This is a genomic window from Streptomyces sp. 3330 (genome assembly GCF_031456635.1).
GTDB lineage: Bacteria > Actinomycetota > Actinomycetes > Streptomycetales > Streptomycetaceae > Streptomyces.
In genome coordinates, this window is sequence record NZ_JAVDVA010000005.1 from 154,407 (window position 1) to 167,097 (window position 12,691).

A 12,691-nucleotide genomic window follows, 5' to 3' on the forward strand; every position below is an offset into this window, starting at 1 on the left:
CCCCTCCGAGCGCAGGTCCCTTCGCTGTTCTCGTCACGCGTTACGCGTGCGTGCCGACCTTGCGGCGACGGACCGCGAACACCGCGCCGGCGCCGGCCACCACGGCGACGCCGCCGACGAGTCCGATCATCGGCAGCGCCGAGTTCGAACCGGTCGAGGCGAGGCTGCCGCTGATCGGCTTGGCGCCGCCCTGGGGCTTGGCGCCGTCGGTGGGCTTGTCGCCGTTCGGCTCGGCGTCGTCGACGTCGTCCGCGGAGCTGCCCGCGGCGAGGATCTCGACGTCGTAGTAGTCACCGTTGCCGTAGCAGGCGGAGTCCTTGCCCGCGTAGACGGCCTCGCTCAGCGCGAACGAGGAGCCGGCCGGCGCGGACGACTTGATCTTCACCCGCAGGTCGAGCGTGGCGGACGAGCCCTGCTCCAGCGAGTCGAGCAGGCCGACGAAAGACCCGGTGACGTTGACCTTCGTGCCGTCCTCGTCCTCGTAGTAGTCCTGGAAGCCGTCGGTCCACTTGCCGTCCTCCTTGACCTGGATGACGGCGAGGCCCTCGGACAGCCACGCGTCCGTGTCGTCGCCGTACTCCATGAAGGAGTCGATGTAGACGTTCTTCAGGTCCTTGTCGGAGCCGTTCTTGACGACGAACTCGAAGTCGTGCCAGCCGGAACCGGCGACGATCTTGCTCGGCAGGCCCTTGATCTGGGCGGTGAGCTTCTCGTCGAGTTCGAAGGACTTGCAGTCCGTGTACGGGTCGAACCCGTCCTCGCTCTCGCTCGCCGACGGGCTGGCGGAGGCCGTGCCCGAGCCGGACGCGGAGGGCGACGAGTCGCCGGACGGGGAGCTGGAGGCACTGCCGCTCTGCGACCCGGACGCCGACGGGGACGTGGTGTCGGACTCGGAGGCGGAGGCGGAGGCGCTCGAGCCGGTCGAGTCGGACGGCGAGGCGGAGGTGTCGTCGGACGCGGACGTGCTCGCGGACGGCGAACCGCTCTCCTCCGCGAAGGCGGCGGGCGCGGACAGCAGGGCGAGCGGCGCGATGACGGCCGTAGCGGCCATGGTGACGAGCGTTCTGCGAAGCTTCATGGAGACCTCGGTCGATCCGGTGGGAGGCCTTCCGCATGGGGGTGTGGGATGTGGCCTTCGGTTCGACAGGTGTGACAGGCCAAAGCTGTGAACAGTTGTACGCAACACACAGGATCTTTATGTGGTCCCCGTCACACCTGCCGAGCCCTGGTCTTTCGCTCGGCCCCCGTGCCCCCGTCGGACCCCGCGCCTGCGCCCGCTTTCGCGCCTGCGCTCGCTGCGGCCTAGGTGTCCGTCGGGAGAAGCTCTCCCACGTCGGTCCCGCACTCCTGCTCGATCCTGGCGGCCGAGGCCTCGCGGGCGGTGTCGTCGACCGACGCGGAGCCCTCGGCGCCGGCTTCGAGCGACGCCGCGTACCCGCGCAGCGCCGAGGCGCCCTTCCCGGCCGGTCCGGCGAGATCGGCGAGGTCGGTGAGCACGGCGGCGAGCTCGTCCGGCGTGAGACGGCTGTCCTCGGACACGGCGAGCGGCGCGGCCACGGAGCAGAAGCTGTCGGCCGGCTCGCCCGCTCCCGCGACCTTCTGGTACCGGGCGGCCGGGTCGAGGGCGAAGTACCGGGCGGCCGTGGCGTCGGGAGTCGCGCTCCGCAGGATCTCCTGGACGCCGGCGGCCGGCTTCCCCGCGGTCCGGAAGGCCATCGGTTCCTCGTCGCCGGGAACCAGCCGCTCCTTCCACGTCGAGCGGTAGGCGTCGGCGGTGACCGTCTCCCCCTGGAACTCGCCCTCGCCGACCCGGCCGTGGTCGTAGGGCAGGGCGCCGCCCGAACCCAGCGGCGACCAGGCTCCGTCGGAGAAGCGGGCGAACATGATCACGTAGTCGTGGCCGACCTCGAGCCGAGAGGCGTCGGGCGACGCCACGAGGCTGAATATGTTTATGGCGTGAAAGGCTGGTGAAAGCATTCGGAAATCACTCGCGCTTCACGCCGGTCTCGCGTATAGGCGCTTCATTTCCGCCTCCCGTACAAGCAGGGGCCCCCGTATCGAGTCGCCCCGGGCGGGCGTCCGGTCGCCCCGGGGGCGCGTCCGGCGGCGGCGGGCGTGCGTCCGGCGGCGGGCGTGCGCCCGGTCGCGCAGGTGTGCGGGAACATGACGAAGGGCCCCGCGGGACGGATCCGCGAGGCCCTTCTCTATCGTCAGCACCGGCGTCAGGGCAGCGCCGGTGCCTGGGAGCGGCGCCGGGGGGTCGCGCCGCTGGCCTGGACCTTCGGCAGTGCGGGCAGCACACGGAAGGTGGTTGCCCGGAGGGGGACTTGGGGCTGTTCGGGGCTTTCTACGCATCGTGCTGGATGAGCGCGGCGCCCGCAACCGTTTGACCCAGCCCTTGTGCATTTTTGCATTTTTCGCCGGTCGGCTCGGCCCCGGGCGTCCCCGAGGCCGGCCGTTCTCTTGGGTGACCGGGCTGCTGTCCCCTGCCGTCCGGTCACTTGTCCGGAGCGAGGTCCCACGGCGCACGGCACGATCCGTACGCCTCATCGCTCCAGCGAGCCACGCGTGGTTATTCCGGGCCCGCCCCTGGCTGGAACGGACACCGGGACCAACGAAGCCGTCCGGGAGGCGGTCACGCGCCCGTACGGGTGAGAAGGCGACCGAGGGGGGCGAACTGACGCCCGACCTCAGACGCGGCCCCGGCACAGTTCGAGCAGCGTCATCGCCAGGGAGGTGCCGGGCTTGCCGAGGGCGTCCCGGTAGTGGCCGAGGATCTCCATCTCGCGGGAGAGGTTCACGCGCCGGCCGCCGGAGGTGATCCGCGCCTCCTGGATGACGGCGGAGACGGCCATCCGTTCCTGGATCAGACCGATGATCCGATCGTCGAGCGAGTCGATGCGCTCGCGGGCGCCGGTGATCACGTCGGCGGCCTCGGGGGTGCGGGCGCCGGTCAGGTCGATGGTGGTCATGGGGGCTCCTGTGGTGGTCACGGATGCCCCGGAGCGGCAGGACCCGGGAAGAACGGCAGACGCCCCGGGCCTTGTCGGCCCGGGGCGCCTGGGAAGTCGCTCGTCAGTTGCTCAAGCAGCACGACCATGGCAGCCGGTGGGCCGGTTGCCATAGGTAAAGAGGAAGGTCGGGTGCGTGAGCATGGGGCCAGTATGCAGGGTCGCCGGGTGAGCTCCAAGGCGGTTCTCGGGGCGGTTCGCATCCTGAGACGCGGTGCCGGTCCCGGTGCCGGGACCGGTCCCACGTCCACCTCGGTAGAATCGGGTCACACAGAGACCCCGCCCCACCGCCGGAAGGCCCCCGTGTCATCAGCGACCCCTACTGCCGCCGCCCCCGACACCGTCCTGGTCGTCGACTTCGGCGCGCAGTACGCCCAGCTCATCGCCCGTCGAGTCCGCGAGGCGCGGGTCTACAGCGAGATCGTGCCGAGCACCATGCCGGTCCGGGAGATGCTCGCCAAGAACCCGGCGGCGATCATCCTCTCCGGCGGCCCCTCCTCCGTGTACGAGGAGGGCGCCCCCCGCCTCGACCGCGAGATCTTCGAGGCCGGTGTCCCGGTCTTCGGCATGTGCTACGGCTTCCAGCTGATGGCGCAGACCCTCGGCGGCACGGTCGACAACACCGGCGCCCGTGAGTACGGCCGCACCGAGCTGCACGTCTCCCGCTCGGCCTCCACCCTCTTCGAGGGCACCCCGGACGAGCAGGCCGTGTGGATGTCGCACGGTGACGCCTGTTCCGCCGCCCCCGAGGGTTTCGTCGTCAGCGCCTCCACGGACGTCGTCCCGGTCGCCGCCTTCGAGAACGACGAGAAGAAGCTGTACGGCGTCCAGTACCACCCCGAGGTCATGCACTCCACGCACGGCCAGCAGGTGCTGGAGCACTTCCTGTACCGCGGCGCGGGCCTCACCCCCGACTGGACCACCGGCAACGTCATCGACGAGCAGGTCGCGGCCATCCGTGAGCAGGTCGGCGACAAGCGCGCCATCTGCGGACTCTCCGGCGGCGTGGACTCGGCGGTCGCCGCGGCCCTCGTCCAGAAGGCCATCGGCTCCCAGCTGACCTGCGTGTACGTCGACCACGGTCTGATGCGCAAGGGCGAGACCGAGCAGGTCGAGAAGGACTTCGTGGCCGCGACCGGCGTTCAGCTGAAGGTCGTGGACGCGGAGGAGCGCTTCCTCAACGCCCTCAAGGGCGTCTCGGACCCCGAGGAGAAGCGGAAGATCATCGGCCGCGAGTTCATCCGGGTCTTCGAGCAGGCCCAGGCGGAGATCATCGCGGACGCCGGCCCGGCGGTGGAGTTCCTGGTCCAGGGCACGCTGTACCCGGACGTCGTCGAGTCCGGCGGCGGCACCGGCACGGCGAACATCAAGTCCCACCACAACGTGGGCGGGCTGCCGGAGGACCTCGAGTTCCAGCTGATCGAGCCGCTGCGCAAGCTGTTCAAGGACGAGGTCCGCATGGTCGGCCAGGAGCTCGGCCTGCCGGAGGAGATCGTCCAGCGCCAGCCGTTCCCGGGCCCCGGCCTGGGGATCCGGATCGTCGGCGAGGTCACCAAGGACCGTCTGGACCTGCTCCGCGACGCCGACGCGATCGCCCGTGAGGAGCTGACGGCCGCCGGTCTCGACCGTGAGATCTGGCAGTGCCCGGTGGTCCTCCTCGCGGACGTCCGCAGCGTCGGCGTGCAGGGCGACGGCCGCACCTACGGCCACCCGATCGTGCTGCGCCCGGTCTCCTCCGAGGACGCGATGACGGCCGACTGGTCGCGTCTCCCGTACGACGTCCTGGCGAAGATCTCCACCCGGATCACCAACGAGGTGCGCGACGTCAACCGTGTCGTCGTCGACGTGACCTCGAAGCCCCCGGGCACCATCGAGTGGGAGTAGGCCGGCGGGCCCGTCCGGCGGGGGAGGCGCTCAGGTCCGCCTGAGCGTGCGCACCGGCTCTCCGGGCTGCCAGACCTGGGCGACCAGATACGTGTCGTCCTCGACGCAGGTCCGTACGACCTCCGTCAGTTCGGTGCGGAAGAGGTGGAACGGCTGCGGCGGTTCCACCTCTTCCACGTACGCGGCCCGCGCGTCCCCGTCCGTCACCTCGACGGCCCGGCCCGCGACCCGTACGTCGCCCCCGCCCATCCCGGTGCCTTCGCCGGGGTTGGCCTGGAGGCAGAAGCGCGCGTCCCGGCGCAGGTCGAGGGCCTTGAGCGAGCCCGGCATCATGCCGAGCCACAGCTCACCGCCGAGGAAACGGACCTCGATGCCGGTGGTGCGGGGGGAGCCGTCCTTGCGCAGCGTCGCGAGGACGTGGTGCGTGAAGGCGCCGAAGCGCTCCTCGGCGGTCTTCGCGAGTGCGGGTTCGGCTGCGGCGAAGGCCGCCCAGTTCGCTGTCATACGGCGAGTGTGGCCCCGATACCCGACGTCTGCTGTCCGGTATCGCCGACCGCGGGTCAGAAGCCCTGCGGGACCGGCCGGACGTACCGCTCCAGCCCGGCCGCGTCCCGCACCGGCGTGCAGCCGGCCGCCGTGAGCCGCTGGGCCAGCTTCGCCCGCCGGCTCGCGTTGATCCGGAGGGAGCCCACCATGAACAGCGGCATCAGCACGGCCAGCGGGAGCAGGACGACGTACTTGCCGGTCAGCACGGCCATCAGCAGGAACAGCGCCGCCGAGCCCCAGCCGATGGCCAGCAGCTGCTTGCGGTTGGCGGCCGCGCCGAGGGCGTCGTGGCGGATGAGCGCGTTGATCACGTCGACCTCCGGCTGCACCTCGGGGACCGGGGTGAGCGATCCCAGGTACATGCCCGGCACCGGGCGGCCGGGGCCCGGGTCGGGGAAGGCCGCCGAGTTCGCCGCGGCGCGCTGCCGCGCCCAGGGGCCGGCGTCGCGGACCAGCTGGACGTGCATGATGCGGTGCTTGCCGACCAGGCGCACGCTCTCGTACCGGAAGCCGTAGCACTCGGCGACGTAGACCAGCGACCCGAACGTCTCCAGCTCCGCGAAGGGGTGGACGAGCTCGACGGCGTTCTGCGTCGCGATCTGACGCATGAGGGCGGTGATGTGGCGGTCGGTGAGACTCACGGTGTGCTCCGAAGGTGACGGAAATCGTCATCTTTACATAACGGCTCTGCCCTTTTGCACTGACCGGCGGTAACTTCCGCGTCGTAAAGCAACCAGTGCTGGAGGACCGATGCACGGGCCCACGCCGCCTGCCCCACTGCCCACCGACCGGCTTCAGTTCGCCATGCCGCCGATGCACGACTCGGTGGACGACGAACGCCGACACCGCAAGGAACGGCTGGCGGGCGCGGTACGCATCTTCGGGCGGCTCGGCTTCGAGGACGGCGTCTCGGGGCACATCACCGCCCGCGACCCGGAGTTCGACGACTGCTTCTGGGTCAACCCGTTCGGGATGCCCTTCAAGCACGTCACCGTCAGCGACCTGGTCCTCGTCAACGCCGAGGGACAGGTCGTCGAGGGCCGCTACCACGTGAACCAGGCCGCCTTCACCGTGCACGCCCAGGTCCACGCCGCCCGCCCGGACGTCGTCGCGGTCGCCCACTGCCACTCGGTGCACGGCCGCGCCCTCGCCGCGCTCGGCGAGCTGCTCGACCCGATCACCCAGGAGAGCTGCGCGTTCTACGAGGACCACGCGCTCTACGACGCCTACACCGGCGTGGCCGTCGACGCGGAGGAGGGACGGCGTATCGCGTCCGCGCTCGGCTCCCGCAAGGCGCTCGTGCTGCGCAACCACGGGCTGCTGACGGTCGGCGACTCGGTCGACGCGGCCGCCTGGTGGTTCCTGTCGATGGAACGCTCCAGCCAGGTCCAGCTCACCGCGCGGGCGGCGGGCCGGCCCGTCCTCATCGACCACCGGGCGGCGGTCTCGACCCGGGAACAACTCGGCGGCGACCTCGTGGCGTGGATCAACTACCAGCCCCTGTGGCAGGACATCAGCAGAGGAGAACCGGACCTCCTGAGCTGACGTCGGCCCCTGGCGGCCGTGCGCCGAGACACGGGAGGCCGTGCCCCGGATGCTGTGGGCGCGGGCGACGCGGCGTCCCGGACGCCGTGTCCCGGCGGCGGGCGGGCCGGTGGTCGCGTCCCGGAGAGGAAGTCCGAGGGGCCGTGCGCCGGTGACGTGCGCCCGAGAAGTGAGCCGGTGACGTGCGCCGGCGAGGGGTGTCGGTGACGTGCGCCGGCGAGGTGTGGCGGTGGTCGCGTCCTAGAAGCCGCGCAGGACGACCGCCTTCGTCCGGGCGAACTCCTCGTCCGTGAGCACCCCGTCCCGGTGCAGCTCGCCCAACTCGCGCAGGCGGCGCAGCAGTACGTCGTGGTGGTCGGACGGAGGCGGGACGGATGCCGCGAGCCCCCGCCCCCGGGTCGCGTCCCCGTACGCGCCGTCCTGCTCGCGCGCGGGTTCCCGCTCCGCGCCCGCGCGGGCGGAGGGGTGCGGGAGACGCGCGGTGACCGCGGTCGCGACCAGGGCCGTCAACAGGTCGCGGCTCACGTTCCCCCACAGATCCAGGGCGTACGGGTCCTTCTCGGCAGGCAGCTTCGAGAACACCGTCTCCCGGGTCACGAACCGCAGGAAACCGTCCTCCAGACCGGAGTTGGGCAGCCACTCGACCCGCACGACATCCCCGATGTTGATCATGCGCGGGCCCGTCGCCCGCTTCACCCGGTCCGAGGTGTCCGCCCAGTCGATCCGCACCTGGGTGCCGTCGAAGGAGACGGTGCCGTCCGAGGAACGCACGGAGACCGGAACCGGCGGCCCCGGCAGGAGATAGGCCTTGGTCGGCTCGCCCGGGACCTGGTCGAGCAGCAGCGCGTGCCGGATCTCCTCGGCGAGGTACTCGGCGACCCCGGAACGGTCCACGTCCACGGTGAGCCGGTAGGGATCGGCCGGATCGGGCAGCCGCCCCCCGGTCGCGTGCAGCAGCGGATCCGCCCCCTCGCGCAGCCGCATCCGCAGCCGTCCGCGCCTGCGTTCTGGCTCGTAGACGATCCCGGCGACCGCCTCCAGGGGCACGGTGATCTCCCCGTACGTCTGCCGGAACAGCGGTACGGAGCGGTGGAGTCCCGGGGTGATCCTGACCGATGTGCCGTCGAAGGCCCAGGTCCCGTCACGCTGGATGATCTCGGCCATACGGAAATTCTCGCAGCCGGGTCAACACGGCCCTGCCCGCTTCACCCGCGCTGACCGGACCTGCCGGGAACAAGGGGGTGTGCCGTAGGGCACAATTCGCTGTCATTGCGGGGGAGTTGTTCACAGTGCGGCGGCCGGGACCCATACAGGGTCCTTCGAGGGCCGCCATCCGATCGGGTCGTGGGGAAGGCGGGCGTCGGACATGGCGGTGCAGGAGGCGAGACAGGGCACGGAGTCGGGCAGGGGACCGGGTGCCCACGAGGGTGGCTGCACCTGCGGGGACTGCCCGCACGGGGCCCGCGCGGGACACCGGCGAGCGGTGGCCGAGTTCCTGGTGCAGCGGGACGGCTTCGCGGCCGGCCACGGTCTGCCGGCCGCCGTCGCCCACTCCGTCTCGGCCTCCCGCCAGTGGGTCTCCGAGGAGCTCACCCAGTCCGCGGAACTCGTCGCCGAACGCGGCCGCGCCGAGGGCGAGGCATGGCTGTCCCGCCTGTGGCTCCGCACGGCCGTCACCGTGTGGGTGGCGGTCGTGGCGCTGTTGCTGGTGCAGTCCCTGACCGCCATCGGCGCGGGCTGGACCGACGCCCGCACCGCCGGACTCCTCGCCGCCCTCGTCGTCGCCGGCGCGCTGACCGCCGCCTCCTGGTTCCACCGGGCGCGCGGCGGCGCCCTCGCCCCCGTGATCGGCGAGGACAACCGCCTCTCCACCTCCCGTGCCGTCGCCGTCGGCTGGGTGCTGTTCGTGGCCTACGCGGTGCTCGTCCTGGTGGGCCGGCTCGCCGCCGCCTCCGGCCACGCCGAACGCGACGCGCTGCTCGCCGGGCTCGACCTCTCCCGCGGCGCCGGTGTGGTGACCGTCCTCGCCGTCGTCTGCGGGATCGCCGTGCTGGTGCGCCGGGTGGTCGGACTGCGGGTCCTCAGCCAGCGGCTCCAGAAGGTCCGCGCCCACCGCCCCCGGGCCGCCGACCTGCTGACCGACGACGCCGGCCGCGGCACCTTCGCCGACATCCAGTACGTCGTGATCGGCGCCGTCGCCCTCGCCTTCGCCGCTGTCCGGCTGGCCCGCCGCCCGGACCAGCTGCCCGACCTGCCCTGGGGCCTGGCCGTCGTCGTCCTGGTGTCGGCCGCGACCTACCTGGCCGGCAAGTACGCGGAGGGCGGCCGCCCCGTCATCCTCTCCGTTGTCCGCTCCCGCGAGGCCGGCGACCTCGACGCCCCGATCCGCACCGGCGACGACATCGAGATCCGCGGCGCAGGATTCGTCCCGCCCGGCGCCCAGACCGCCGACCGGCTCTCGCGCATGGTCGTCCGCATCGGCCCGGTCCACGTCCATGTCCCGCTCGTGCCGGTCACCGGCGGCTTCAGCAACCCCACCGACGCCATCCTCACCGTCCCCGTCCCGGCGGACGTGGAACCGGGCCGGGTGGACGTGCAGGTCGTCACGGCCGCGGGAGCGGAGACGAACCGGTACGCGATCGACGTCACCGACTGACCCGTGGGCTGTGCCGCGCCCCTCGGCCCCGGGTGCGCGGACGAGCGGAGTGAATCGTCGGGGCGAAGTGAACCCGTGGTGCCCAGAGCTCGTGCAAACAGTTGAGCACACCCCCCATTTCGTACGTATGGTCTGGTGAGGGGTCCCACCACTCCGGGCGAGAGGCGGCTACGGGCGATGACTCACGGCATGCGGACGGATACCTACCCCCCCTATCTCGACGGCGGTGGCCGCGACTGGCGGGACACCGCCACCCGGTACGCCCTCCTTCCCTTGCGCATCTTCCTCGGCGTCACCTTCATCTACGCCGGTCTCGACAAACTCACCGACGGCGCCTTCCTCAAGGACAGCGGCGCCGGCTCGATCGGCGACACCATGCGCGCCGTCCGCGACTCCTCGGCCATTCCGGCCCTGGTCGACATGGCCCTGAAGAGCCCGGTCGGCTTCGGCTACGCGATGGCCCTCGGCGAGCTCGCCGTCGGGATCGGCACCCTGCTGGGCGTCCTGACCCGGCTCGCCGCACTCGGCGGCGCGCTGATCTCGCTCAGCCTGTGGTTGACGGTGAGCTGGGCCTCGGACCCGTACTACTACGGCAACGACCTCGCCTACCTGATGGCCTGGCTGCCCCTGGTCCTCGCCGGCGCTCCCGTCCTCTCACTCGACGCCGCCTGGCGCTCCAGGCGACGCCAGCGAGCGGGGGCCATGGCCCGGTAGGGCTCCGGCCCTAGGTGGGGCTCCGGTCCCGGGTGGGGCTCCGGCCCCGGGTGGGGCCCTGGTCCTGGGTAGAGCTCTGGTTACGGGTGGGGCCCCGGCTTCGGTAGGTCTCCGCCCCAGGTAGGACCCCGGCCTCGGGTCGGGACCCCGGCCCCCGGCAGGGCAGGGGCAGCAGGTGGGACGGACGCCCGGCCGGCTGCTCCCTTCGGCGCGTGGCCGCGAGGTGGGGTGGCCTGCCGTCGAGGCGGCCCGCGTTCGACGTGACAGGCCTTCGACGTGACCGGTTGGCCTCCCGGCCTGTGGGTCTGCCGGTCAGGCCCCGTCGCTCGGGCGGTCGGGTCCGGTCTGCTCAAGCGGCCGGGTCCGGGCCGGTCAGGTGGTCGGGTCCGGGCCGGTCCCGGCCGGGGTGGTCCGGCGGGAGGGGGCTCGTCGTCTGCGTATGCTCCTCGCCACGACGCCCGTCGCGCCCGCAAGACAGAGGCCGGCCGTGACGACCGGGATCACGACGAACCACGGCGTGTCCCAGAGACCGCCCGCGTCACCTGCGTAGATGACGCCCGCGAGGGTGAAGAAGACACCGGCGACCAGCCTGCCGGGCCGGAATTCATGACGCAGCACGGGCCACCTCCGCCTGTCCCACTCCGACCTGGAGGTCGAGGTCGATGGTCCCGGCGTCCTTGCCGCCCGAGACCGGCGACAGGGTCACCTCCTTGTGCTTGCCCGGCTGCACGTCCACGTCCTTCTCGTCGTCGCCCGGCAGCTGGATGTCTCCCAGCCCCACGTCGATCCTCACCTTCACGGTCACGTCCGGCGGGACGACCACCCGCAGGCGACCCGCCCCCACCTCGGCGTTGGTGCTCACCGTCTGCCCCTTCGCGAGGTCCAGCCGGGACAGGTCCAGGGTGCCGTCGCCGGTGCCCAGGTCGTAGGCCGCGCGGACGTCCGCCACCGCCGCGGGCTGCCACACCGTGTCGGTCCAGTGCGTCCCGATGTCCTTCGGCAGGACGGTCGTCCCGGCCAGCAGACCCGCCGTGACGATCGCCAGGAACACCGATCCCGCTCCGGTCCGCCCCAGGAACGAGCTGACCGCGATACCCAGGCCGAGCACGATGAGCGCGGCCGCGAGTCCCGCCTGAAGGCTGGTGCCGAGCGGGTGGTCGTCCCAGGTGAGCCGGGTGACGAAGGCGGCCGCGAGCCCCGCCAGCAGGAAGAGCCAGCCGCCGATCCAGCGCGGGCCGGGCGGTGCGGTGTACGGCCTGCGCGGGGCCCGTATGTCCTCGGGGCGGCTCGTGTGGCCGACCAGGTCGACGTCGATGGTCGCCGTGATGTCCCGGGCGCGGGCGTCCCACGGGCCCCACAGATAGCCCGTACCGCCGTCGTGTGTCCCGTCCTTGACGATGGGATCGCGCCACCACGAGGGGTAGGCGGAGGGGACCGGCGGAGCCTGGGCCTCCGGCGGGGCGTCGGCGACGGCCTGCGCGGCCAGTGGGTCCGGGTCCGACGAGTCCCGGTGGCTCGACCAGTAACCGGCCCCCGCCAGGAGGAGGGAGACGACGACGGCGAAGGTCAGCACGCTGCCGTTGTTCAGCATCGACAGGAACACGCCGCAGCCGACCAGCGCGAACAGCACGGCCGCCAGGGCCTGGCCGTCGACCCGGCCGGTCAGGAGCTTGCGCACCTCGTTCTGCTCGTCGTCCGAGTAAGGGACGAAGAGCCAGGCGAAGCCGTAGAAGATGAGGCCGATGCCGCCGGTCGCGGAGAGGACGGCGAGGGTGATCCGGAAGATCACCGGGTCCATGTCGCACTGCCGCCCCAGGCCGGCGCACACACCCGCGAGCACCTTGTGCTCGCGGTCCCGCCGGAACCTGGGCGAGGGCCCGATCGCCGCCTCGCCTCCCCGCGGCCCCCGGCCGCCGCCTGATCCCTGGCCCCCGCCCGGCCCCTGGCCTTCACCGGTACCCCGGCTCGCTCCCGGCCCCGGGCCGCCTCCAGCCGTCCCGTGACCTTGTCCCGGTCCCAGACCTCCGTCCGGTCCCAGACCTCCGTCCGGTCCCCGGCCTCCGTCCGGCTGCCGGTTCCCCTCCGGCGAGCCGCTCTCGGGTCCTGTTCCGCCATCGGTTCCCGCGCCGGTGCGGGCCGCCGCCGCGGCGGCTGTCGCGGCCTCGGTGGCCGCCTCGATCACGGTCCTTTCGTCCGCGTCCGGTCCGGGGTTCTGCGACGGGCCGCGTCCGGCGGCCTCCCCCTGTTCCGCGTGCGCGTCCGCCCGCTCGTGCGTGCGCGGTTCCTCACCCGCGGCGCCCCGGGCGCCGGAGGACGGGGCGGCCGCGTCGGGCGC

At 72.3% G+C, this 12,691-nt stretch carries 12 protein-coding genes; 4 read left to right on the forward strand and 8 right to left on the reverse strand.

Translation table 11 applies throughout. From position 1 onward, the window contains the following. Positions 1–40: 40 nt before the first annotated feature. From J2X68_RS10875 to J2X68_RS10885, 3 genes are all read right to left on the reverse strand, one after another. Positions 41–1,078 (reverse strand): LPXTG cell wall anchor domain-containing protein, encoded by a 1,038-nt coding sequence (locus J2X68_RS10875; RefSeq protein WP_310432248.1) that lies wholly within the window; start codon positions 1,076–1,078, stop codon positions 41–43. A gap of 224 nt (positions 1,079–1,302) precedes the next feature. After that, positions 1,303–1,935: a hypothetical protein gene (locus J2X68_RS10880; RefSeq protein WP_310432249.1), complete on the reverse strand. Its 633-nt coding sequence runs from the start codon at positions 1,933–1,935 to the stop codon at positions 1,303–1,305. 755 nt (positions 1,936–2,690) lie between these two features. Beyond that, positions 2,691–2,972, reverse strand: a complete 282-nt coding sequence (locus J2X68_RS10885) for a chorismate mutase (RefSeq protein ID WP_310432250.1) — start codon at positions 2,970–2,972, stop codon at positions 2,691–2,693. 342 nt (positions 2,973–3,314) lie between these two features. Here J2X68_RS10885 and guaA point away from each other — a divergent pair, with 342 nt between their 5' ends. Next, entirely contained in the window at positions 3,315–4,895 is a 1,581-nt protein-coding gene (guaA, locus tag J2X68_RS10890; protein WP_310432251.1) for a glutamine-hydrolyzing GMP synthase, read from the forward strand. A 30-nt stretch (positions 4,896–4,925) separates the two neighbouring features. Here guaA and J2X68_RS10895 read toward each other — a convergent pair whose 3' ends face one another. Together J2X68_RS10895 and J2X68_RS10900 are read right to left on the reverse strand one after the other, a co-directional pair. After that, entirely contained in the window at positions 4,926–5,399 is a 474-nt protein-coding gene (locus J2X68_RS10895) for a pyridoxamine 5'-phosphate oxidase family protein (protein WP_310432252.1), read from the reverse strand. 56 nt (positions 5,400–5,455) lie between these two features. After that, the gene (locus J2X68_RS10900; protein WP_310432253.1) at positions 5,456–6,082 is read right to left on the reverse strand and encodes a hypothetical protein; all 627 of its coding nucleotides are present in this window, start codon (positions 6,080–6,082) and stop codon (positions 5,456–5,458) included. 109 nt (positions 6,083–6,191) lie between these two features. Here J2X68_RS10900 and J2X68_RS10905 point away from each other — a divergent pair, with 109 nt between their 5' ends. Then, the gene (locus J2X68_RS10905) at positions 6,192–6,986 is read left to right on the forward strand and encodes a class II aldolase/adducin family protein (RefSeq protein ID WP_310432254.1); all 795 of its coding nucleotides are present in this window, start codon (positions 6,192–6,194) and stop codon (positions 6,984–6,986) included. Positions 6,987–7,226: 240 nt separating this feature from the next. Here J2X68_RS10905 and J2X68_RS10910 read toward each other — a convergent pair whose 3' ends face one another. Next, positions 7,227–8,150, reverse strand: coding sequence for a DUF4429 domain-containing protein (locus tag J2X68_RS10910; RefSeq protein ID WP_310432255.1), 924 nt, complete (start codon positions 8,148–8,150; stop codon positions 7,227–7,229). Positions 8,151–8,352: 202 nt separating this feature from the next. Here J2X68_RS10910 and J2X68_RS10915 point away from each other — a divergent pair, with 202 nt between their 5' ends. Both J2X68_RS10915 and J2X68_RS10920 read left to right on the forward strand, forming a co-directional pair. Further along, complete coding sequence (locus J2X68_RS10915) at positions 8,353–9,642, forward strand: hypothetical protein (RefSeq protein ID WP_310432256.1); 1,290 nt, start codon at positions 8,353–8,355, stop codon at positions 9,640–9,642. Between the two features lie 177 nt (positions 9,643–9,819). After that, positions 9,820–10,356: a DoxX family protein gene (locus J2X68_RS10920; protein WP_310432257.1), complete on the forward strand. Its 537-nt coding sequence runs from the start codon at positions 9,820–9,822 to the stop codon at positions 10,354–10,356. 372 nt (positions 10,357–10,728) lie between these two features. On the opposite strand, the gene J2X68_RS10925 is transcribed toward J2X68_RS10920, so the two are convergent. Both J2X68_RS10925 and J2X68_RS10930 read right to left on the reverse strand, forming a co-directional pair. Further along, positions 10,729–10,974, reverse strand: coding sequence for a hypothetical protein (locus J2X68_RS10925; RefSeq protein WP_310432258.1), 246 nt, complete (start codon positions 10,972–10,974; stop codon positions 10,729–10,731). Then, positions 10,961–12,238 (reverse strand): PspC domain-containing protein, encoded by a 1,278-nt coding sequence (locus J2X68_RS10930; RefSeq protein ID WP_310432462.1) that lies wholly within the window; start codon positions 12,236–12,238, stop codon positions 10,961–10,963. Before J2X68_RS10930 ends, J2X68_RS10925 begins: the two co-directional genes overlap by 14 nt. Positions 12,239–12,691: the final 453 nt, after the last annotated feature.

Coding starts and splice junctions, on each gene's coding strand:
- J2X68_RS10920 (WP_310432257.1), top strand. CDS start 9,820: ATGACTCACGGCATGCGGACGGATACCTACCCCCCCTATCTCGACGGC.
- J2X68_RS10915 (WP_310432256.1), top strand. CDS start 8,353: ATGGCGGTGCAGGAGGCGAGACAGGGCACGGAGTCGGGCAGGGGACCG.
- J2X68_RS10905 (WP_310432254.1), top strand. CDS start 6,192: ATGCACGGGCCCACGCCGCCTGCCCCACTGCCCACCGACCGGCTTCAG.
- J2X68_RS10910 (WP_310432255.1), bottom strand. CDS start 8,150: ATGGCCGAGATCATCCAGCGTGACGGGACCTGGGCCTTCGACGGCACA.
- J2X68_RS10885 (WP_310432250.1), bottom strand. CDS start 2,972: ATGACCACCATCGACCTGACCGGCGCCCGCACCCCCGAGGCCGCCGAC.
- J2X68_RS10875 (WP_310432248.1), bottom strand. CDS start 1,078: ATGAAGCTTCGCAGAACGCTCGTCACCATGGCCGCTACGGCCGTCATC.
- J2X68_RS10895 (WP_310432252.1), bottom strand. CDS start 5,399: ATGACAGCGAACTGGGCGGCCTTCGCCGCAGCCGAACCCGCACTCGCG.